At 71.8% G+C, this 22,087-nt stretch carries 18 protein-coding genes; 9 read left to right on the forward strand and 9 right to left on the reverse strand.

The annotated features are described in order from the left end of the window. Window positions 1–179 precede the first annotated feature (179 nt). From ACIP8Z_RS34815 to ACIP8Z_RS34830, 4 genes are all read left to right on the forward strand, one after another. On the forward strand, window positions 180–767 hold the full coding sequence (locus ACIP8Z_RS34815; protein WP_402090556.1) for a 50S ribosomal protein L25/general stress protein Ctc: 588 nt from the start codon (window positions 180–182) through the stop codon (window positions 765–767). Window positions 768–876: 109 nt separating this feature from the next. Further along, the gene (pth, locus tag ACIP8Z_RS34820; RefSeq protein ID WP_402090558.1) at window positions 877–1,473 is read left to right on the forward strand and encodes an aminoacyl-tRNA hydrolase; all 597 of its coding nucleotides are present in this window, start codon (window positions 877–879) and stop codon (window positions 1,471–1,473) included. A gap of 42 nt (window positions 1,474–1,515) precedes the next feature. Further along, window positions 1,516–1,959, forward strand: coding sequence for a hypothetical protein (locus ACIP8Z_RS34825; protein ID WP_402090560.1), 444 nt, complete (start codon window positions 1,516–1,518; stop codon window positions 1,957–1,959). 146 nt (window positions 1,960–2,105) lie between these two features. Continuing rightward, entirely contained in the window at window positions 2,106–2,849 is a 744-nt protein-coding gene (locus ACIP8Z_RS34830) for an LPXTG cell wall anchor domain-containing protein (RefSeq protein WP_402090562.1), read from the forward strand. Between the two features lie 87 nt (window positions 2,850–2,936). Here ACIP8Z_RS34830 and ppc read toward each other — a convergent pair whose 3' ends face one another. Next, window positions 2,937–5,666 (reverse strand): phosphoenolpyruvate carboxylase, encoded by a 2,730-nt coding sequence (gene ppc, locus ACIP8Z_RS34835; protein ID WP_402090564.1) that lies wholly within the window; start codon window positions 5,664–5,666, stop codon window positions 2,937–2,939. Window positions 5,667–5,915: 249 nt separating this feature from the next. On the opposite strand from ppc, the gene ACIP8Z_RS34840 reads away from it, so the two are divergent. From ACIP8Z_RS34840 to ACIP8Z_RS34855, 4 genes are all read left to right on the forward strand, one after another. Continuing rightward, window positions 5,916–6,887, forward strand: coding sequence for an acyl-CoA desaturase (locus ACIP8Z_RS34840; RefSeq protein WP_402090565.1), 972 nt, complete (start codon window positions 5,916–5,918; stop codon window positions 6,885–6,887). Beyond that, window positions 6,887–7,570, forward strand: a complete 684-nt coding sequence (locus ACIP8Z_RS34845) for a TetR/AcrR family transcriptional regulator (protein ID WP_318210955.1) — start codon at window positions 6,887–6,889, stop codon at window positions 7,568–7,570. Before ACIP8Z_RS34840 ends, ACIP8Z_RS34845 begins: the two co-directional genes overlap by 1 nt. A 198-nt stretch (window positions 7,571–7,768) precedes the next feature. Further along, window positions 7,769–9,511, forward strand: coding sequence for an FG-GAP repeat domain-containing protein (locus ACIP8Z_RS34850; protein WP_402090567.1), 1,743 nt, complete (start codon window positions 7,769–7,771; stop codon window positions 9,509–9,511). A gap of 213 nt (window positions 9,512–9,724) precedes the next feature. Next, entirely contained in the window at window positions 9,725–11,458 is a 1,734-nt protein-coding gene (locus tag ACIP8Z_RS34855; protein ID WP_402090569.1) for an FG-GAP-like repeat-containing protein, read from the forward strand. Between the two features lie 79 nt (window positions 11,459–11,537). Here ACIP8Z_RS34855 and ACIP8Z_RS34860 read toward each other — a convergent pair whose 3' ends face one another. Beyond that, window positions 11,538–12,380, reverse strand: a complete 843-nt coding sequence (locus tag ACIP8Z_RS34860) for a trans-aconitate 2-methyltransferase (RefSeq protein ID WP_402090571.1) — start codon at window positions 12,378–12,380, stop codon at window positions 11,538–11,540. A 163-nt stretch (window positions 12,381–12,543) separates the two neighbouring features. Here ACIP8Z_RS34860 and ACIP8Z_RS34865 point away from each other — a divergent pair, with 163 nt between their 5' ends. Next, window positions 12,544–13,041 carry a MarR family winged helix-turn-helix transcriptional regulator gene (locus tag ACIP8Z_RS34865; protein ID WP_030315385.1) on the forward strand — a complete coding sequence of 166 codons (498 nt, stop codon included), beginning with the start codon at window positions 12,544–12,546 and terminating at the stop codon, window positions 13,039–13,041. Here ACIP8Z_RS34865 and ACIP8Z_RS34870 read toward each other — a convergent pair. The 7 genes from ACIP8Z_RS34870 to ACIP8Z_RS34900 form a co-directional block, all read right to left on the reverse strand. Continuing rightward, a complete protein-coding gene (locus ACIP8Z_RS34870) occupies window positions 13,000–13,785 on the reverse strand; it encodes a response regulator transcription factor (RefSeq protein ID WP_319319196.1) in 786 nt (261 codons plus the stop codon). The two genes, ACIP8Z_RS34865 and ACIP8Z_RS34870, sit on opposite strands and share 42 nt — an antisense overlap. A 301-nt stretch (window positions 13,786–14,086) precedes the next feature. Then, window positions 14,087–15,226: a galactokinase gene (galK, locus tag ACIP8Z_RS34875; RefSeq protein ID WP_402090573.1), complete on the reverse strand. Its 1,140-nt coding sequence runs from the start codon at window positions 15,224–15,226 to the stop codon at window positions 14,087–14,089. Then, on the reverse strand, window positions 15,223–16,206 hold the full coding sequence (gene galE / locus ACIP8Z_RS34880) for a UDP-glucose 4-epimerase GalE (RefSeq protein ID WP_402090575.1): 984 nt from the start codon (window positions 16,204–16,206) through the stop codon (window positions 15,223–15,225). The genes galK and galE overlap by 4 nt, the downstream gene beginning before the upstream one ends. After that, window positions 16,203–17,246 (reverse strand): galactose-1-phosphate uridylyltransferase, encoded by a 1,044-nt coding sequence (gene galT / locus ACIP8Z_RS34885; RefSeq protein ID WP_402090577.1) that lies wholly within the window; start codon window positions 17,244–17,246, stop codon window positions 16,203–16,205. Before galT ends, galE begins: the two co-directional genes overlap by 4 nt. A gap of 186 nt (window positions 17,247–17,432) precedes the next feature. Continuing rightward, entirely contained in the window at window positions 17,433–18,119 is a 687-nt protein-coding gene (locus ACIP8Z_RS34890; protein ID WP_402090662.1) for a response regulator transcription factor, read from the reverse strand. Window positions 18,120–18,279: 160 nt separating this feature from the next. Further along, window positions 18,280–20,151 (reverse strand): PQQ-binding-like beta-propeller repeat protein, encoded by a 1,872-nt coding sequence (locus tag ACIP8Z_RS34895; RefSeq protein ID WP_402090579.1) that lies wholly within the window; start codon window positions 20,149–20,151, stop codon window positions 18,280–18,282. 13 nt (window positions 20,152–20,164) lie between these two features. Next, the gene (locus ACIP8Z_RS34900; RefSeq protein WP_402090581.1) at window positions 20,165–22,033 is read right to left on the reverse strand and encodes a PQQ-binding-like beta-propeller repeat protein; all 1,869 of its coding nucleotides are present in this window, start codon (window positions 22,031–22,033) and stop codon (window positions 20,165–20,167) included. Window positions 22,034–22,087 lie beyond the last annotated feature (54 nt).

A 22,087-nucleotide genomic window follows, 5' to 3' on the forward strand; every position in this document is an offset into this window, starting at 1 on the left:
AATTGGGTGGTAGGGCGGCGGGCCGGTAGACTGCCGTAGTTGCTCGGCGAGGGAGGCCGTACCCGTACGGATGTACAGGGTCACGGCGGTCCGTTATCGACGCGCTCTTCGTAGCAGGCCATCGCCAGTCGTGGCCGGGTGACCCAGATTTTTCGTCACCTTTCTACGAGGAGTGCACCATGTCCGAGGTCAAGCTCGCCGCTGCCGTCCGTACCGAGTTCGGCAAGGGCGCCGCCCGCGCGATCCGCCGCAACAACCAGGTTCCCGCCGTCGTCTACGGCCACGGCTCCGAGCCGGCGCACGTCACTCTCCCGGCCCACGACCTCGCCCTCGCGCTGCGTACGCCGAACGTCCTGCTCGCGCTGGACGTCGACGGCAAGAACGAGCTGGCGATCCCGAAGGCCGTCCAGCGCGACGCCATCAAGGGCTTCCTCGTCCACGTCGACCTGCTGCTCGTCAAGCGCGGCGAGAAGGTCACGGTCGAGATCCCGGTCCACGCCGAGGGCGAGCTCGCCGCCGGTGGCAACCTGCTCGAGCACGTGCTGAGCACCCTCTCCATCGAGGCCGAGGCCACCCACCTCCCCGAGGCCGTCACGGTCTCCGTGGAGGGCCTGGAGGCCGGTGCCTCCGTCCTCGCCGGTGACATCACCCTGCCGAAGGGCTCGACCCTGGTGACCGACGCCGAGGCCGTCGTCCTCCAGGTCCTGGCCGCGCAGGCCGAGGAGCCGGCCGCCGAGGCCGAGGCCACCGAGGGCGAAGAGGCCTGAGCCGTAGGCTCTGCCTGACGTGACGGGGTGACGGGCCGCACGGCCCGTCACCCCGTCTTTTCGTATCCGGACGCATCCGGATGTATCTGGACGAGGAGACCTGACGCACATGACCGATGACGCGAACGCGCCCTGGCTGATCGTCGGCCTCGGCAATCCCGGGCCCGAGTACGCGGCCAACCGGCACAACATCGGGTTCATGGTGGTGGACCTGCTCGCCGACCGGATGCGGGGCTCGTTCAAGCGGGCGGGGAAGGCGCAGGCACAGGTCGTCGAGGGCCGGATGGGCCCGCCGGGACCGGCGAGCCGTCGGGTGGTGCTGGCGAAGCCGATGTCGTACATGAACCTGTCGGGTGGCCCGGTGACGGCGCTGCGCGACTTCTACAAGGTGCCGACGGCGCACATCGTGGCGATCCATGACGAGCTGGACATCGACTACGGGGTGCTGCGGCTGAAGATCGGCGGCGGCGACAACGGGCACAACGGCCTGAAGTCGATGACGAAGGCGATGGGCGCGGAGTACCACCGGGTGCGCTGCGGGATCGGACGTCCGCCGGGCCGGATGCAGGTGGCGGACTTCGTCCTCAAGGACTTCTCGTCGACGGAGCGCAAGGACCTGGACTGGTTCGTCGACCGGGCCGCGGACTCGGTGGAGTGCCTGGTGGCGGAGGGTCTGGAGCGGGCGCAGTCCGCCTACAACTCCTGAGGCCGGTGGGGCTCTCGCCGTACGACTGTACGATCGCGGGTCATGACGCACGTCCGTAACGCCGCCATGGCCCTGGTCGCCCTCCTTCTCGTGGTCGCGGGCGTCTGGGCCTCCTGGAACTCGGCCCAGCACGTCCTGCTCGCCAAGGGGCGGGAGCACGGCACGCTGACGGTCACCGGCTGCACCGAGGACACGTGCAGCGGCCGCTACGCCCCGGAGGACGCCTCCTCGACGCGCCGGACGCTGACGATCGCGCGGTCGGTGGCGGCGGAGCGGGGCGTGACGATCCCGGTGGTGGTGAAGCCGGGCACGGACGAGGGCGTACGGACGGGCTGGGGCGGCGGTCTGCACGCCTGGCTGCCGCTGGGTGGGGCGCTGCTGCTCGCGGCGCCGCTGATCGGCGGCGGCCTGCGGCTGCCGAGGACGGCGTGGTCGATGGCGGGGGCGGGCGCGGCGCTGCTCGTGGCGGCGTTCTTCGCGCTCTGAGGGGTTGTTGGGGACCTCTGGCGTAAGGCTGAGGTGTGCCACGGATAGGCTGCCCCCCTGCCACCCCCCACGGCATCCCTCATCCCATAGATGGACGACTGCACATGCGACGTTCTCTCCTCCCTGCCGCCGCGTTTGTCGCGGCCATGGCAGGCTCCCTCGTCCTGGCACCGGTGGCTTCCGCGTCGGAGGCCCCCAAGCCCGCGCCGCTGCCGCTGCACCAGATCGAAGACCTTCCCCTGACCGCCGGGGCGTTCGGCGAGAAGGGCGAGTGCCCGACGGTTCCGGCCGGCAAGGACGGCTGGCACTTCGTGCTGCCGGGCAGCGGCAAGGGTGACTCCGCCGTCTTCACCAAGCTGACGGTGGAGTTCCAGCCGGGTGGCATCCAGACCATCACGACCTTCGGCCCGCCGAGCGACAAGCACGCCTACGCGACCTCCGAGCCGGGCGCCAAGCTGGTCTCCGCCTCGGCCGAGGTCTCCGCCCCGGTCAAGCAGGGCTGGTTCAACCTGTCCCACACCTGCCCGGCCACCCCCGTCTCCGAGACCACCCCGCCCGTCACGGAGACCCCCGGCACCGAGACCCCCGGCACCGAGACGCCCGGCACGGAGACCCCCGGTACCGAGACCCCGGGCACCGAGACCCCCGCTCCGTCGGAGACCACCCCGGGTGCCTCCGAGACCCCCGGCGCCTCGGAGACCCCCGGTGGCACCGAGTCGCCGTCCGCCTCCACCCCCGCGGGTGGGACCGGCGGCACCGGCAGCACGGGCGGCGACCTCGCCGAGACCGGCTCCAGCGCCCCCGTCGGCGTTCTCGCCGCCGTCGCCGTGGCCCTCGCGGGTGTCGGCGCGTTCCTGGTGACCCGCCGTCGCAAGGCCCAGCAGCACTGACGGCCGGCGGGTACCGGCGTACCCCGGCATGAAGGTGCCCCCGTGGAGGGATCTCCACGGGGGCACCTTTCTGCGTGCGGCCGGGTGTCAGCCGGTGTTGCGCAGGCCCGCCGCGACGCCGTTCACGGTGAGGAGCAGGGCCCGCGCGAGCAGCGGGTCCGGGTCCTCGCCGCGCTCGGCGGCGCCGCGCTGGCGGGCGAGGAGGGCGACCTGGAGGTAGGAGATCGGGTCCAGGTAGGCGTCGCGGATGGCGAAGGTCTGCTGGAGCACCGGGTTGGAGTCCAGGAGCTTCTCGCCGCCGGTGACCTTGAGGACCTCGGCGACGGTCAGCGCGTGCTCGGCCTCGATGGTGTCGAAGACGTGCTTGAGGTCGTCGGGAACCAGGGTGTCGACGTAGTGGCGGGCGATCCGCAGGTCGGTCTTCGCGAGCGTCATCTCGACGTTGGAGAGGAAGTTGCGGAAGAAGTGCCAGTGCTCGTACATCTCGCCGAGGACCGGATCGAGGCCCGCCTCGCGCAGCGCCTTGAGGCCGGAGCCGACGCCGAACCAGCCGGGCACGATCTGGCGGGACTGGGTCCAGCCGAACACCCAGGGGATGGCGCGGAGTCCGTCGAGGGAGACGCCTGAGCCGGGGCGGCGGGAGGGCCGTGAGCCCAGGTGCAGGTCGGCGAGCTGGTCGACGGGGGTGGAGGCGAGGAAGTACGCCGGCAGGCCGGGGTCCTCGACGAGCTCGCGGTACGCGGTGTGGGCGGCGTCCGAGACGGTGTCCATGGCCGCGTCCCAGCGGGCCAGGGCCTCGTCGGACTGGCGCGGCGCGGTGTGGAGGGCGGAGGCCTGGAGGGTGGCGGCGACCGTCAGTTCCAGGTTCTCGCGGGCCAGGGACGGGATCAGGTACTTGTCGGAGATGACCTCGCCCTGCTCGGTCACCTTGATCTCGCCCTCCAGCGTGCCCCAGGGCTGGGCGAGGATCGCGTCGTGCGAGGGGCCGCCGCCGCGGCCGACGGTGCCGCCGCGGCCGTGGAACAGCCTCAGGCGGACCCCGTAGCGGTGGGCGACGTCGCGGAGACGGCGCTGGGCCCGGTGGATCTCCCACTGGCTCGTGGTGATGCCGCCGAACTTGGAGGAGTCCGAGTAGCCGAGCATGACCTCCTGGACGTCGCCGCGGAGCGAGACGAGGCGCCGGTAGGAGGGGTCGGCGAGCATGCCGTCGAGGATGACGTCGGCGGCCTTGAGCTCGTCGGTGGTCTCCAGGAGCGGCACGATGCCGATCTTGGCCCAGCCGCCGTGCAGGTCGATCAGACCGGCCTCGCGGGCGAGGACGGCGGCGGCGAAGACGTCGTCGGCGCCCTGGCACATCGAGATGATGTAGGACTCGATGACCTCGGGGCCGAAGCGCTCGAAGGCTTCCTTGATGGTGTGGAAGACACCGAGGGTCTTCTGTCCCGCGGCGTCCAGCGGGGCCGGGGTCGGGGCCAGCGGACGGCGTGAGCGGAGCTCCTTGGCGAGGAGCTTCTGCCGGTAGTCGCGCGGCATGTCGGCGTACCGCCAGGACTCCTCGCCGAGGCGGTCGAAGAGCTGCCCGAGGGCGTGGTGGTGGGCGTCGGCGTGCTCGCGGACGTCCATGGTGGCGAGCTGGAGGCCGAAGGCCGAGAGGGTGCGGATGGTGCGGTCCATCCGGCCGTCGGCGAAGAGCGCGCCGCGGTGCTCGCGCAGCGAGGTCTGGATCAGGGTGAGGTCGTGGACGAGCTCGGCGGTGCCGAGGTAGTCGCGGCCGTCCTGGTGGGGGGTGCCGGAGGCCAGGCGCTCGCGGGTGTTGACGAGCTTCTGCCGGATGCAGGTGGCCTTGAGGCGGTACGGCTCCTCGGCGTTGAGGCGCTTGTAGCGGGGGCTGATCTCCGGGAGGAGTTCCAGGTCGCGCTGGAGGGAGTCCAGGAGTTCCTGGGTGGCTCCGGCGTAGCGGATGGAGTTGGAGAGGAGTCCGCGGAGGTAGTCGACGAGTTCGAGGGCGTCGGTGATGCCGTGCTCGTGCTGGAGGATCAGGACGTCCCTGGTCACCTGGGGGGTGACGTTGGGGTTGCCGTCGCGGTCGCCGCCGATCCAGGTGCCGAAGGTGAGCGGGCGGGTGCCGGCGGGGAGTTCGACGCCGACACGCTCCAGCTCGGCGGCGAGGTCCTCCAGGACGTCGCCGACGGCGCCGGCGTGCAGCTCGTCGAGGTAGTAGATGGCGTTGCGGGCCTCGTCGGCGGGCTCGGGGCGGACGACCCGGAGTTCGTCGGTCTGCCAGATGAGGTCGATGTTCTCGGCGAGCCGCAGGTCGTGGCGGCGCCGGTCGGCCTCGATGACCGGGGTCTCCAGGAGCGCGGCGATGCGGCGCAGCTTGTTGAGGACGGACCGGCGGGCGGCCTCGGTGGGGTGCGCGGTGAACACGGGCCGGACGTTGAGGTTCTTGACCGTCTCGCGGACGTGCTCGGGGTCGCCGTCCTTGAGCATGTCGGCGGTGCGGGCGAGGAGGCCGCCCTCGGCGGCGCGCTTCTCGCGCATCTCTCGGCCGCGGTGGACCTGCTCGGTGACGTTCGCGAGGTGGAAGTAGGTGGAGAAGGCGCGTACCAGCTTGGCGGCGGTCTCGAGTTCGACGCCGCGGAGCAGCTCGGCGGCGGCCTCGCCGTCCTCGCGGGTGAGGCTGCGGACCCGCTCGACGAGGTCGAGGAGCTCGTGGCCCTCCTGGCGGACGAGGGTCTCGCCGAGGAGATCGCCCAGTCGGCGGATGTCGGCGCGCAGCTCGGCGCTGGCGGTGGGGGTCTGGTCGGCACTGCTCACAGGTGCGGCTCCTTGCAGTGTTTGAGCACGTCTGGAGGGGTACTGGAGGCTTGCGGACCGCGCTGTCCGACGCACCCAGGATAGGTGTCCACATTGTGGTCGGCGGCCAGGGTCGCCTTGTGCCCCCTTGCCGCGCGCCCCGGCGCTGCCATACTTACGACGCCGTAGGTTACGGAGGCGTAGCCTCGCGCTCTTCTCATACCGTTCCGCTCCCTTTCATCCTCATCCCTTCATCCCCAGGGGACACCCATGACCACCAGCCCTGAGTTGCTCGAAACCGAACAGGACCCCCTGCCCTCCGGCACGCTCGGCGGGGACAAGAAGCGATCGATCGAGCAGATCACGCTGCTGCTGTTCATCACGGTGCCCTTCATCGCCCTGATCGCGGCGGTGCCGCTGGCCTGGAGCCGGGGCGGCGTGTCGTGGCTCGACCTGGGTCTGCTGGTGGCGATGTACTACATCGGGTGCCACGGCATCACGATCGGCTTCCACCGTTACTTCACCCATGGTTCGTTCAAGGCCAAGCGGCCGCTGCGGATCGCGCTCGCGATCATGGGCTCGCTGGCGGTGGAGGGTCCGCTGGTGCGCTGGGTGGCGGACCACCGCAAGCACCACAAGTTCTCGGACGCGGAGGGCGACCCGCACTCGCCGTGGCGGTTCGGCGAGACGGTGCCGGCCCTGATGAAGGGGCTGTGGTGGGCGCACATCGGCTGGATGTTCGACGAGGAGCGGACGCCGCAGGCGAAGTACGCGCCCGATCTGATCAAGGATCCGGCGATCCGGCGGATCTCCCGTGACTTCATCTTCTGGACGGTGCTGTCGCTCGCGATCCCGCCGGTGGTGGGCGGTCTGGTGACGATGTCCTGGTGGGGCGCGTTCACCGCGTTCTTCTGGGGTTCGCTGGTGCGGGTCGCGCTGCTGCACCACGTGACCTGGTCGATCAACTCGATCTGTCACGCGGTGGGCAAGCGTCCGTTCAAGTCGCGGGACCGTTCGGGCAACGTGTGGTGGCTGGCGGTGCTGTCCTGCGGCGAGTCCTGGCACAACCTGCACCACGCGGACCCGACGTCGGCGCGCCACGGGGTGCTGCGCGGGCAGGTCGACTCCAGCGCGCGGCTGATCCGCTGGTTCGAGCTGGCGGGCTGGGCGTACGACGTGCGCTGGCCGGCGAAGGAGCGCATCGAAGCCCGCCGCCAGAGCGCGCCCGCAGACGCGGCATGATGGAAGACGTGGCGATCGACGGCAGGACCAGTGGCACCGGCAGCGGCGAGCAGAAGCCCCGGCGGGGCCGCCGGGTGCGGATGACGGGCGCGGAGCGCCGGGAGCAGCTGCTGGACATCGGCCGGACGCTCTTCGCCGAGAAGGGTTTCGAGGGCACGTCGGTGGAGGAGATCGCGGCGAAGGCCGGGGTCTCCAAGCCCGTGGTGTACGAGCACTTCGGGGGCAAGGAGGGGCTGTACGCGGTCGTGGTCGACCGGGAGATGCGCCAGCTCCTCGACGGGGTGACGGGCGCGCTGACGGCGGGGCATCCGCGGGAGCTCCTGGAGCAGGCGGCGTTCGCGCTGCTCGACTACATCGAGAACTACACGGACGGTTTCCGGATCCTCGTACGGGATTCCCCGGTGGCGCAGTCGACGGGCACGTTCGCGTCGCTGATCAGTGACATCGCCACGCAGGTGGAGGACATTCTGGGCCTGGAGTTCAAGGCCCGGGGTTTCGACCCGAAGCTGGCGCCGCTGTACGCGCAGGCGCTGGTGGGCAGTGTGGCGCTGACGGGTCAGTGGTGGCTGGACGTCCGCAAGCCGAAGAAGGCGGAGGTCGCGGCGCATCTGGTGAATCTCGCGTGGCACGGTCTGGACGGTCTGGAGCCGAAGCCGCGGTTGATAGGGCACCGGAAGAGCTGACCGCGCGGTCGGTTTCGGAGAGTAAAGCTCTGGCATACGCCCCCCGGGTAGGTAGACTCGCTTTCAACATCCCGGGGGGTGTCCGACCGTCGGACGAGGTCGTCTCCGTATGCCCAGTGGCCTGCGCTGACGCCGTTCGATGCCGTGCGAGCCCCCCTGCTTGGCTCCGTCGAACTTCTGATCCCTGGGGGGGATCTCTTGCTTTTCCTGAATTCCACGCGTTCTCGTCGTGTCGCCGCCTGCACCGCGCTCGCCCTCTCGGCCGGCATGCTGCTCGCGGGCCCGGCGTCCGCCGACACCCCGGTGCCGGTTCCGTCGGCCGCGAAGGCGACGCCTTCCTTCACGCAGCCGAAGCTGACGCTCCCGAAGAAGGACGCCGCCCGCACGGGCGCCGCCCGCACCGGGACGGACGCCGCTCGTGCGGGCGGGGCCGGGGCCGCGGCCACGTCCCTGCCGCTGTCCGACCTGGACGGCGACGGCGCCGACGACTTCATCTACCGCGCGGTGGACGGCGAGCTCTACTCGAACACCAGCATGGGGACCGACAGTCCCTTCGAGCTCTTCCGTTACGAGGACGTCGCGAAGGACATCGTCCCGATCGGCAACCAGAGCGGCAGCACGACCGAACCCGAGGTGCTCGTCCTCTCCGAGAACGGCACGCTCACCCTGTACACCGACGCCGATCCGACCGGCACCCCGTACTCCAAGGTGGTCGGCGGCGGCTGGCAGATCTACAACAAGGTCGCCTCGCCCGGCGACGTGAACGGCGACGGCCGCGCCGACGTGATCGCCCGCACCCAGGACGGCACGCTGTACCTGTACCTGGGCACCGGCAGCGCGACCGCGCCGCTCGGCACCCGGATCCTGGTCGGCAGCGGCTGGGGCGCCTACGACCAGCTCGTGGGCCTCGGCGACGGCACCGGCGACGGCAAGGCCGACCTGTACGCCCGTGACACCGCCGGCACGCTGTGGTTCTACGCCGGTACGGGCGACAAGAACAAGCCGTTCGGCACCCGCACGTCCATCGGCGGCGGCTGGGGCGCCTACAACCAGATCCTGCGCGGCGGCGACGGCGACCTGCTGGGCCGCGACAACGCGGGCACGCTCTACTTCTACCCCGCCAACGGCAACGGCACCCTGGGCGGCCGCCAGCAGGTCGGCAACGCCGGCGACCTGATGGGCATCACGCAGCTCGCCGGCGCGGGCAACATCCCGTACACGGGCAAGGGAAGCATCCTCGCGACCACCCCCGGCGGGTCGCTGTACGCGTACTTCCACTCCGCCACCGGCAAGCTGGAGGGGCGCGTGGAGCTCCTCGGTCCGGGCGAGGTGACCGGTCTGACCGTCACGAACCTGTCCTCGCTGGACGCGGACGGCTCCGCCGACATCGCCATGCAGGGCAACGGCGACCCGGCCGGCGGCCTGTACATCGGCGAGTACGCGATCGGCAGCGGCTGGGGCGTCTACAACAGCCTCGTCGGCCCGGGCGACCTGAGCGGCGACGGCAAGGGCGACCTGCTGGCCCGCGACCGCTCCGGCGTCCTGTACCTGTACAAGGGCAACGGCCAGGGCGACAAGTTCGCGACGCGCGTCAAGGTCGGCAGCGGCTGGGGCGCGTACAACAAGATCCTCGGCGCCGGCGACTACACCGGCGACGGCCGCACCGACATCGTGGCCCGCACCTCGGGCGGCGACCTGTACGTGTACCCGGGCACGGGCAACGCGGCGGCCCCGTTCAAGACGCGGGTGAAGGTCGGCACCGGCTGGAACACGTACACCAAGCTGGTCGCGCCGGGCGACCTGAACGCCGACGGCAAGGCCGACCTGCTGGGCGTGACCTCGGGCGGCGACCTGTACCGCTACCTGACCACGGCGCCGAACAAGTTCTCCGCGCGGACCAAGCTCGGTGGCGGCTTCCAGGTCTACAACTCCATGTCGTGACACCGTCCGTCGGACAGCAGGGGACGCCCCGTACCGGATCTCCGGTGCGGGGCGTCCCCCGTCCCCGACCCCGCTGTCACCCCCGGGCGGTATGCTCCCGATGACCCGGGAGCGTTCGCCCTTCGTACGCGCTTTCTGCCGTACGGAGGTGCCGCGGACGCCCGTTCCCGGTCCGACGACATTCTGATCCCTGGGGGGGATCTCTTGCGTTCTGTGCACTCCACACGTGCCCGCCTCGCGGCCTGCACCGCTCTCGTTCTCTCCGCGGGCATGCTGCTCGCGGCCCCGGCGTCGGCCGACCGGCCCGCGCCGCCCCACCCCGCCGTCGAGAAGCCGACGGCCGGCCTCACCCCGCCGCCGGCGACCCGGCCGATGCCCGGCACGGCCCGTGCGGGTGCCTCCGCCGGTGCCGCCCGTGCCGCCGGTGCCGCCGCCACGGGGTCCAGGGTCCCCGCGCCGCTGTCGGACTTCGACGACGACGGAGTGAGCGACCTGATCTACCGCGGCTGGGACGGCAACGTCTACACCGCACCCACCTCGGTCCAGGGCGGCGCCTTCAACGGCCCCTACTCCGAGCCGCCGAAGGACGTCGTTCCGATCGGCAACCAGGACGCGGTCGGCGGCGGCCCCGAGGTCCTGATGCTCTCGGAGCAGGGCACGCTCACGATGTACGCGGACGCCACGCCCACCTCGGCGACGTACGCGTGGCAGGGCAAGGGCTGGCAGATCTACAACAAGCTCTTCTCGCCCGGCGACGTGAACGACGACAACCTGGCGGACCTGATCGCCCGCGACACCGGCGGCAACCTGTACCTGTACTACGCGACCGGCAAGCGCAGCGCGCCGTTCTCGGCGCGGGTGGCGCTCGGCCCCGGCTGGAACATCTACGACCAGCTCATCGGCTTCGGTGACAACAACCGCGACGGCTGGGCCGACCTGTACGCCCGTGACGCCGCCGGCACGCTGTGGTTCTACGCCGGTACGGGCGACAAGAACAAGCCGTTCGCGACCCGGGTGTCGGCCGGTCCCGGCTGGAACATCTACAACACGATCGTTCCCGTGGGCGACGACAACGGCGACGGCAGCGGCGAGCTGCTCGCCCGGGACGCCAAGGGCACCTTCTGGTACTACACCGGCAAGGGCGACGGCACCCTGGCGCCCCGCACGCAGGCCGGCACCACCGGCTACTGGGAGTTCGTGCCCCAGTTCGGCGGGGCGAGCAACACCCCGGTCACCGGCACCAAGGAAGGCGTCCTGGCGCGGGACGCGGCCGGCACGATGTTCTGGTACGGCAGCCGGACCAACGGCCTGCTCACCAAGCGCGCCCAGTACGGCGACACGGGCGGCTGGCGGGGTGCCGACTACACGCACCTGTCCTCGCTGGACCCGGACAACTCGTCCGACGTCGCGCAGCTCTTCGACAACGGCCTCTACATCGACGGCGTCTTCATCGGTTCGGGCTGGGGCGTCTACAACGCGCTCGCCGGCCCGGGCGACCTGAGCGGCGACGGCAAGGGCGACCTGCTGGCCCGCGACCGCTCCGGCGTCCTGTACCTGTACAAGGGCAACGGCCAGGGCACGGGGTTCTCGTCGCGCGTCAAGGTCGGCAGCGGCTGGGGCGCCTTCAACAAGATCGTCGGCGCGGGCGACTACACCGGCGACGGGCGCGCGGACATCGCGGCCCGCACCTCGGGCGGCGACCTGTACGTGTACCCGGGCACGGGCAACGCGACCGCGCCGTTCGGTGCGCGGGTGAAGGCCGGCACCGGCTGGAACACGTACACCAAGCTGGTCGCGCCGGGCGACCTGAACGGCGACGGCAAGGGCGACCTGCTGGGCGTGACCTCGGGCGGCGACCTCTACAGCTACCTGAACACCGCGCCGGGCAAGTTCGGCACCCGGAGCAAGGTCGGCAACGGCTTCCAGATCTACAACACCATGTCGTAGTCCCCGGACACGGCTGGCGCGCGGACGCCCCGCACCGGAACTCCGGTGCGGGGCGTCCGCGTGTGCCGGGCCGCGCGCGTCAGTGGGGCTTGCGGGCGACGGCGAAGATCCGTCGGAACGGGAACACCGTGCCGTGCGGACCCTGGGGGTAGGCCTCACGGAGCAGGTCCCGGTACTGGCCGAGGAAGGCGTCGATCGCGTCCTGGTCGTCGCCCAGGGTGGTGAGGACGGGCCGCAGGGCCGTGCCCTTGACCCAGTCGAGGACGGGGTCCTCGCCCTGGAGCAGCTGGCAGTACGTGGTCTCCCAGACATCCGTCTCACAGCCGAGGTCGGTGAGGCGGGTGAGGTAGTCGGAGGCATCGAGGATATGGACGAAACGCCGGCCCTGATCGCCCAGGCGGCCACGCCACTCGGGGGTCTCGCAGAGCTCGCCGAGCAGGGCGTGGCTGGGCGAGGTGAAGTTGCCGGGGACCTGGAAGGCGAGGGTGCCGCCGGGCACGAGTCCGTCGATCCAGCCGGCGAAGGACTCGGGGTGGTTGGGCACCCACTGGAGGGCCGCGTTGGAGACGATCAGGTCGTAGGGCTCGGTCGGGGTCCAGTGCGCGGCGTCGGCGGGCCGGAAGTCGATCCAGCCGCCGCCGCGGGTGGTGCCGGACCAGTCCTTCTCGGCCTGATCCAGCATGTCGGGTGAGAGGTCGAAGCCGGTGATGTGGGCGTCTGCCCAGCGGTCGGCGAGGAGGACGGTCACGTTTCCGGGGCCACACCCGATGTCGGCGATTCGGGCGGGCCGGTCCTGGGCGGGCAGGTGCGGTATTCGGGTGAGCAGGTCGAGGAAGGGCCGTGTGCGATGGCCCGAGTGACGGAGGTACTGCTGTGGATCCCATGTCGGCGCGGATGGTGCGGCGGATTCCACGGAATGCATGTTCGAAGCCCCCTTGCTGGAACGAGTTGCCGAAGCGGAACGGAGTTCCGGCCGGGTCCCTTCCCCACAGTCCAGGGAAATATATCTTGATTCCAAGATACTCGATATGGAGAAACTTGACCCCAAGAGACTTTATGTCAACAGACCCTCTACACTGATCGACATGGAGGACGAGGTCGACCGACTGGTCGCAGCATGGCGCCGCGAGCGCCCCGACCTCGACGTGGAACCGCTCGAGGTGCTCAGCCGCGTCTCGCGGCTCGCCCGGCACCTCGACCGTGCCCGTCGGCTCGCCTTCTCCGAGCACCAGCTGGAGCCCTGGGAGTTCGACGTCCTCACCTCCCTGCGTCGCGCCGGAGCCCCGTACCAGCTCTCCCCCGGCCAGCTCCTGACCCAGACCCTGGTCACCTCCGGCACCATGACCAACCGCATCGACCGGCTCACCAAGAAGGGCCTCGTCGAGCGGCTCCCCGACCCCAGCGACCGGCGTGGCGTCCTGGTCCGGCTCACCCCCGAGGGCCGCGACCGCGCCGACGAGGCGCTCGCCGGGCTGCTCGCCCAGGAGCGGGCCATCCTGGCCCAGCTCTCCCGGGGCCAGCGCGGTGAACTGGCCGCGCTGCTACGCCAGCTGACCGCCCCGTTCGACAACGTCCCCGGATAGGCCGGCCAGCGGCGCCTCGCCCAACTGGGCCGGCCCCACCCCCGCCCGCCTGGCCAGGGCGACCGCCGCCAGGGTCGAGTGCACGCCCAGCTTCCCCAGCACGTTCTGCATATGCGTACGGACGGTGTGCGGGGACAGGAAGAGGCGCTCGGCGACGGCCTTGCGCCCCAGGCCCGCCACCATGCAGCGCAGCACCTCCCGCTCGCGCGGGGTCAGCGACTCCACGAGCCGCTCGCTGTCCGTCCGGTGCTTGCGGGCGGCCGTCAGCTCCCGCAGGACACCCGTGAGCAGCGCGGGCGGCAGATGCGTCTCGTCCCGCAGCACCCCGCGGACCACCGCGAGGAGCCGCTGGAGCGAGCAGTCCTTCGCGACCCAGCCGGAGGCCCCGGCCTGGAGCGCGAGGGCGGCCCGGTGCGGGTCGTCCTTCTCCGCGAGGACGACGGTACGGACCGCGGGCTGGACCCTGCGCACCCCCGCGACCAGGGAGATCCCGTCGACGGCGCCCTCGGCGTCGTCCGGCACCGCGCGGGCCACGGACCCCGCGGGACCGGCGCCCAGCTCGGCGTCGACGAGCAGCACGTCGAACCTGCGGCCCTCGGCGGCACCGCGCTCCAGGCAGCGCAGGGCGGCCGGGCCGCTTCCCGCGGCGGCGACGTCGACATCGGGCTCGGCCGCGAGTGCGGCGGCCAGCGATTCGGCGAAGACGCGGTGGTCGTCCACCACGAGGACACGGATACGTGCCACGGACACCCCCAAGTGTCGAGGAACGGGAAAACCGACGCGGGCACGGCGCCGGAGGCGGGTCCGTCATCCGCGCGGCCGCCGCCGTGCGTTGACTGTTACCCCCGCTTCCGGCGCCGTACCCGACCGGGTCTCGCCCCCTGAACAGCACCGGCCCCCACCGGCGCTGCCCCTCAGAGTAGGGGCGGGGCGTCACGGCGGGGGCCGATTCACGGAACTGTCCGAAGTCGTACGGGAGTACGGAGGGTGTCGGCGGCTCCGTACGGGGCGTCCGGGGCGCCGTACGGAGGTGTCCGCGGGACGGTCAGAGGCGCCGCGCGCCCGCCGAGGGGACGGCCGGGAAGATGCCGGGGGCCGCGTGGCCGGCCTCGGCGAAGGCCTTCTCGACGGCGGCGGCGACCGCGTCCGCCCGGTCGGCGTCGACGAGGACGACGGCGGAGCCGCCGAAGCCGCCGCCGGTCATCCGGGCCCCGAGCGCCCCGGCGGCGTTCGCGGCCTCGACGACCAGGTCGAGCTCCGGGCAGGAGACCCGCAGATCGTCCCGGAGGGAGGCGTGCCCCTCGGTGAGGACGGGCCCGACGGCCCGGGTGTCCCCGGCGTCGAGCAGCGCGATCGTCCGCTCCACGCGGGCGTTGTCGGTGACGACGTGCCGCACATAGCGCCGCGTCGTCCCGTCGCCCAGCAGGGCGAGGGCTTCGGGCAGTTGCACGGTGCTCACGTCACGCAGGGCCCGGGCTCCGAGCGCCCGCGCACCGGCTTCGCAACCGGCGCGCCGCTCGGCGTACGCGCCGTCGCCGAGCGCGTGCTTCACCCGGGTGTCGACGACGAGCAGCCGCAGCCCCTCCCGCGCCAGGTCGAAGGGGACCTGCCGGTACGAGAGGTCCCGGGTGTCCAGATACAGGGCGTGGCCGTCCTCGGCGCAGGCGGAGGCCATCTGGTCCATCACCCCGCAGGGGACGCCGACGAAGGCGTTCTCGGCGCGCTGCGCGAGCCGGGCGAGCTCGGGCCGGGAGATCCCGAGCCCGAACAGGTCGTTCAGGGCGAGCGCGGTGACGACCTCGAGGGCGGCCGAGGAGGAGAGTCCGGCGCCGGTCGGCACGGTCGAGGTGAGGTGGACGTCCGCGCCGGTGACCGGGTGCCCGGCCTCACGCAGCGCCCAGACGACGCCGGCCGGGTAGGCGGCCCAGCCGCCGCCCGAGAGCGGTTCGAGGGAGTCGACGGCGAGCTGGACGATGCCGCCGTCGGCGTCGGCGGAGTGCAGGCGCAGCACCCCGTCGTCGCGGCGGGCGACGGCGGCGACGGTGGTGTGGGGCAGCGCGAGCGGCAGCACGAACCCGTCGTTGAAGTCGGTGTACTCGCCGATGAGGTTGACCCGGCCGGGGGCGGCCCAGACACCGTCGGGGGCGGCGCCGTACAGCGCCTCGAAGTCGGCGGCGACGCTCATGCGCGGTCTCCCTGGTGCCGGGCCCGCGCGAAGGCCCAGGCGTCGGCGACGACGTCCGCGAGGTCCGGGCGGGACGGCGTCCAGCCGAGCCGTTCGCGGGCGGTCTCGGCGGAGGCGACGAGGACGGCGGGGTCGCCGGCCCGGCGCGGGGCGGTGATCTCCGGGATCGCGTGCCCGGTGACCTTCCGTACGGTCTCGACGACCTGGCGGACGGAGAAGCCGTTGCCGTTGCCGAGGTTGCAGATCAGGTGCTCGCCCGCGGTCATCGCGTCGAGCGCCAGGAGGTGGGCCTCGGCGAGGTCGGCGACGTGGATGTAGTCGCGGACGCAGGTGCCGTCGGGGGTGGGGTAGTCGTCGCCGTACACGGAGATCGCCTCGCGGTCGCCGAGGGCGACCTGGAGGACGAGCGGGATGAGGTGCGACTCGGGTGCGTGGCGCTCGCCGAGGGAGCCGTACGCCCCCGCGACGTTGAAGTAGCGCAGCGAGACGGCGGCGAGGCCGTGGGCGGCGCACTCCCCGCCGATCATGTGGTCGACGGCGAGCTTGCTCGCCCCGTAGGGGCTGGTGGGGGCGGTCGGGGCGGTCTCGGTGATCGGGACGGTCTCCGGTTCGCCGTAGGTCGCGGCGGTGGAGGAGAAGACCAGCCCGCGGACGCCGGCGGAGCGCATGGCGGCGAGCAGGGCCATGGTGCCGCCGACGTTGTTCTCCCAGTACTTCTCGGGCTTGGCGACGGACTCGCCGACCTGGGAGAAGGCGGCGAAGTGCAGGACGCCGTCGTAGGAGCCGTCCAGCCATCGCGCCGCGTCCTGGACGCGGCCCTCGATGAACTCGGCGCCGGCCGGGACGGCTTCGGCGAAGCCGGTGGAGAGGTCGTCGAGGACGGTGACCCGGTGGCCCCGCTCCAGGAGGTGGGCGGCGACGACGCTGCCCACGTATCCGGCCCCGCCGGTCACCAGGTACTTCCGCACTGCCTCGGTCACTTGTCTGCCACCTCTCGGAGTCGTCGGGCCGCCGTCTCCGGCGGCACGTCGTTGCTGAACGCGCTCATGCCGGACTCGGTGCCCGCGAGGTACTTGAGCCTGCCGGACGTCCGGCGGACGGTGAAGAGCTCCAGGTGCAGGGCGAACTCCTCGCGGTCCGCACCGGTGAACGGCGCCTGGTGCCAGGCGGAGATGTACGGCGTCGGCGGCTCGTCCGGTCCGAAGATCCGGTCGAAGCGCCTCAAGAGTTCCAGATAGATCTGTGGGAACTCTGTGCGGGCCCCCTCGTCGAGCGCGCGCAGGTCGGGCACCCGGCGGGCCGGGTAGAGGTGGACCTCGTACGGCCAGTGGGCGGCGTACGGCACGAAGGCGATCCAGTGCTCGGTCTCCAGGACGATCCGCTCGGCGTCGGCGCGTTCCCGGGCGACGACGTCGTCGAAGAGGTTGCCGCCGGTGCGGGCCCGGTGCTCGGCCGCGTGCCGCCGCATGAGGGCGGTGCGGGGGGTGGCGGTCGGGTAGGCGTAGATCTGTCCGTGGGGGTGGGCGAGCGTGACGCCGATCTCGGCGCCGCGGTTCTCGAAGCAGTACACCTGCTCGACGCCGGGGCGGGCGGCGAGTTCGGTGGTGCGGTCGGTCCAGGCGTCGAGCACGAGGGCGGCCCGCTCGGGGGTGAGGTCGGCGAAGGAGGCCTCGTGGTCGGCGGTGAAGCAGACGACCTCGCAGCGGCCCGACTCCCCGGCGAGGGTGGGGAAGCGGTTCTCGAAGACGACGACCTCGTAGTCGGGGGCGGGGATCTCGCTCTGCCGTCCGTCGCCGGAGGGGCAGAGCGGGCACTCGCCCGCCGGCGGGTGGTACGTCCGGCCCTGCCGGTGCGAGGCGACGGCGACGGAGTCCCCGAGGAGCACGTCGTGGCGGAGCTCGGTGGCGGAGGTGACGGGGTCGAGCGGCCGGGTGTCGACGGCGGTGCGGACGGCGTCGTCACGGGTGTCGTAGTAGATCAGCTCGCGCCCGTCGGCGAGCGTGGTGACGGTCTTCTTCACGGGGTGCCCTCCGGGGATTCAAACATAACCACGCACAAGGAATCACATTCCAACATCACCGTCAACGGCGAAGCCCGGCCCCTCCCACGAACGAAGGAACCGGGCTTCAGAAGGACGGGCCGCCGGAGGGCCGGGACGTCAGAGGACCGAGCCGCCGGAGGACCGGGACGTCAGAGACGCAGACCGTCAGAGGGACGGGCCCCGCTGCACCGGCAGCGCGCGGTCGAGCAGCCCCGTACGGGCCGCGAGGGCCGCCGCCTCCAGGCGCGACCCCACCCCCAGCTTCATCAGGACCCGCTGCACATGCGTCCGGGCCGTGCTCGGCGCGATCCCCATCCCCTCCGCGATCAGCCGGGTGTCCTCCCCCTCCGCGACCCGGACGAGGACCTCCACCTCCCGCTGCGTCAGGAGCCGCAGCAGCCGCTGGCCCTCGTCGTCCGGCTGCGCCGAGGGGTGCAGCAGCTCCGCGAAGGCCGACTGGAGCAGCTGCGGCGCCACCGCCGACTCCCCCGCCCTCGCCTTCACCAGGGCGCGCTCGACGCCCTCGATGCGCTCGTCGTGCCGGACGTAGCCCGAGGCCCCGGCGGCGAACGCCGCCGCGATCCCGCGCGGCGAGGGCACCGGACCGAGCACCACCACGGCCACCTGCGGCCGCTCGCGCTTGATCCGTACGACCACGTCGAAGGCCCCGGGTTCGGCCGGGGCGGCCGTCCCCAGGAGACAGACCTCCGGCGCCCGGCTCACCACGAGCTCCGCCGCCCCCGCCACCGGCGCGGCCGCCGCGAGCACCCGGTGCCCGCGCAGCTTCAACGCCGAGGCGAGCGCCTCCGCGAGCAGGCGGTGGTCGTCCACCACCACGAGCCGTACGCCCATCCCGGTCATCCCCCATCCTCCGGGCCGCCGTCCGCCGGCCACCCGCTCGACCCCGAATTCCTCACCCACCGGCACCCCGCGCAAACGGCCCGGCGCGTCGGGGTGAACCGACGCGCCGGGCCGCGCGAACCTCACGGACATCCGTGCGATGTCAACGAGATCAGTGGGTGCTGAACGACACCGCCAGATACTCCTTGTCGTCCGGCGACGCCGACGCCCGCGGCTTGGAGAGCATCATGTCGGACATGAACACCCGCCCGTCGCGGTACAGGATCTCCGAGTAGTCCGGGGAGAAGGCCTTCTCCACGTCGTGGATGGCCTTGTCCGCCGGGTTCTCCAGGAGGAGCGTCTCCTTCATCGTGCCGCCGTCGACGGAGACGATCCGGCCGCCCTGGTTGTAGGGCCCTTCCTTGTACGCGATGAGGTTGCCGCCGTCCATGCGGAGCGGGACCAGGGTGTACTTGTCACCCGCGTCCGCCTTCTCCGGCACCGTCCTCCCGGTGGCCAGGTCGAAGGCGATGAGCTCGTTCGTCTCGTCGCCGTACTCCCCGGTGGAACCCTCGTGCTCCTCGGTCGGCACGTACAGCCGGCCGTTGCCGACGAGCACCTTCGTGCAGGACTCGACCTTGGTCGAGCGGCAGCGGGCCGCGTACTGGTCGGCGTCCGCCGTGATCTTCGCCTTCAGCTTCCCGGTCTTCTCGTCGAGGGAGAAGAAGTCCGAGATGCCACTGCCGTCGCCGGCGCTGTCGCCGACGTCGGCCGCGACGACCAGCGGCTTGGTGGAGACCACGGACGCGTACTTGACGCCGCTCGGCATCTTGAACTGCGCGACCGGGGCACCCGTCATCGGGTCGAGGTTCTGGATCATCACGTACTGGGCGTCGTACGCGCCGCACTTGCGGACCGCGACGAGACCCTCGCCGCCGCCGTATCCCAGGTCGTAGCAGTTCTGGTCGTTGGCCTGCGGCTTCCAGCGCGGGTTGCCGTTGGCGATGTCGAAGGCGGCGCCGCCGTCGGAGCCGCCGGCCGCGACCGTCTTCCCGCTGAGCGTGACCTCGCCGAACCGGACCTTCTGGTCGCCGACGGTGCCGCCGGTGACCGAGGTGGACCACAGCAGCTTTCCGGCGTTCAGGTCGACCAGGCCGACCTCGGTGCACTGCTGGTAGTAGCGCGGCGCGACCCGCTTGGTGGCCTCGAAGAGGATCGCCAGCTTGTTGTCGGCCGTCAGATGACGCGAGCTGCCGCAGACCTGACCGGTCAGGGGCAGCGTCCACAGGACGGACCCCTTGTCGCGGTCGTAGGCGACGATCGAGTTGACGCCCGTCTTCACGTACGCCTTGTCGGTGAGCCAGGAACCCGTGACGTCGGTGACGTCCGGCACCACCGGCTGGTCCACCTTGAACGTCATCTTCGCCCGGGTGTTCGCCGGCGGCTTCTCCTTGCCGCCGCCACCGATGCCCTTGGTGTCGCCGGACCCGCCGGTGGCGCCCTGCGAGGCGCCGCCGGTGCCCTTCGACTCGTCGGCCTTGCCGCCGCCGTCACCGGAGTTGGCGTACCAGATACCGGCGCCGATGATCAGGACCACGGCGACGACCGCCGCGATGACGATCTGGAGCTGCGCCGACAGCTTCTTGCCGCCCGGCGCCGCGGCCGGGACCGCGGCCGTGGGGGGCTGCTGGTACCCGCCGTAGGGCGGCTGCTGCGGATGGCCGTACGGGGGCTGGGCCGGCTGCTGGTAGCCGGCCCCGTAGGGCTGCGTGGGCGGCTGCGCCGGGTAGCCGTACGGCTGCTGCGGCGGCGCCGGGGGCTGTCCCCCTGGGCCTTGCGGCCCGGGAGGCGCCCCCAGCGGATAGCCGTAGCCCGGGTCCGGCGCCTGCTGCGGGTAGCCGTACCCCGGGTCCGGCTGCGGCGGCGGTGCCTGCTGCGGGTAGCCGTAACCGGGCTCCGGCTGCTGCGGGGGCGGCGTCGGCGCGCCGAAGCCGCCCTGCGGGTCCGGGGGCTGGTTCGGTGGCGGTGGGGGTGGCTGCGTCATCGGTCCGTGTACCTCACTTGCTGAAGGCCATCATCGTCTTGACCAGCTTTTCTTCCTTGTCGTTCGAGGCGGAGACGCGTCCGCTCGCCACGACGAAGGTGCTGGCGCCGTACGCGTAGCCCGGGCTGTAGAAGTTGTTCTCGACCTGGGCCGTCGACGCCGGGTGCTGGAGCACGATCTTCGGCGCACCGCCGGTGGGGGCGATCGTCGCGACGGCGCCGCCCTTGTCGTACGACGGATCCACGTAGACCAGGACCTGGCCGCCCTCCATGCGGAGCGGGATCATCGACTGCTCACCGGGCGCCTTGGAGCGCCACTTGGCCTTGCCGGTCTTCAGGTCGAAGGCGACGACCTCGTTGGGGGTGCCGTACGAGGTCTCGGTGGCCATGTAGAAGGTGCTCGCGTCGGCCGCGACTCCCGTGCAGCCCTGGAGGTTCTTGCCGAAGATGACGAAGCCGCCGCCGCACGAGGGGGCGAACTTGTCCTTGCCGCCCTGGATCTGCGAGCGGAGCGAACCGTTCGGGTTGAGCGTGAAGATGGTCCACTTCTTCTGCTCGCGCTGGGTGGCGGAGACGACCAGCGGGTCGATCGAGTAGACCCGGTCCACCTCCCAGTCGGTCTCCAGCTTGAAGGTCCACTTGGGCTTGCCCGTGTTCGGGTCGACCTCGCTGACGCCCTGGACCTTCTTGGTGGTGCTGCCCGACGGGCAGTCCACGGCGGCGATCAGCTTGCTGCCGCCGGCGTACGCGAAGGGCTTGCAGCCGGTCGTCGCGCCGGTGAAGAGCTGCTTGCCGTCGGTCAGCGAGAAGCCGTAGGAGCTGCTGGTGCCGGAGACGGTCACCGTGTTGCCGCTGATGGACAGGGTGTTGTCCGAGAAGGCGAACAGGCCCTTGGGCTTGGGTACGGCCTTCTTCCAGCCGGCCTTGCCGGTCTTCAGGTCGATCTGCTGGAGCGAGGTGCACTTGGCGCCGTCCTTGGCGCTCTCGGCGTACGCGAAGACCATGACGCCGTTCGCCGAGGGCTCCGCGGGCGCGGCGCACAGCTCGAACGGCACGTCGACGTGCCACTTCGGGGCGCCGTCGCTCAGGTTGTAGCCGGAGACGCCCTTGTACATGGCCTTGACGACGGTGTCGCCGACGATCCACGGACCGAGGACGTCGGAGCCGTTGCGGGGCAGGTCGACGTCGTTCTGGAGCAGCCAGTTGACCTTGGCCTCGCCGGCCTGGCGGCCGGCGTTGAGGTCGTCCCCGCCGCCCTTGGATCCGTCGCCCGAGCCGTCGCCCTTGTCCACCGACTCGGTGGGCTTGGGGGCGTTGGAGGAGGAGCCGGCGGTGGCGGTCGGACCGGCGATCGGGTCCTTCTCGTCTCCTCCGCCGACGACGGCCCAGGTGGTGACGGCGGCCACCAGGACGGCGCCCGCGGCGATGGCGGCGACGAGACCGGTGCGGCCCTTGAGGCCGCCGCCGGAGGGCGGCGGGGTGGGGGCGCCCTGGTACATCGGCTGGGTGGGGTACCCGCCGTAGGGGTTCTGCTGCTGGCCGTACGGTCCCGGCTGCTGCGGGTAGCCGTACGGCTGCTGCGGGGGCTGCTGGCCGTACGGGCCCGGCTGGCCCGGCTGGCCCGGCTGGCCGTACGGCCCCGGCTGGCCGGGCTGGCCCTGCTGCGGGTATCCGTAACCGGGCTGCGGCTGCTGACCGTACGGTCCGGGCGCGGTGGGCGGCGCTGCCGGGGGCGCGCCGGGCGGGCCGGCGGGCGGCGGCGGGGTCTGCGGTGCCTGGGGCGGGACGGGCGGCACGGGCGGCGTGCCCTGGTGCGGGCCCTGGTTCGGATCCTGGGGAGCTCCGAAGCCCCCCGGCGGCTGGTTGCTGGGCGGCTGGGTCATCAGCAGTTCCCCCTTGACGTGAGCGGGTTTTCTTTCTACCACTCACGGGTCGGC

Source organism: Streptomyces sp. NPDC088553 (genome assembly GCF_044752965.1).
In the GTDB taxonomy this organism is placed as follows: domain Bacteria; phylum Actinomycetota; class Actinomycetes; order Streptomycetales; family Streptomycetaceae; genus Streptomyces.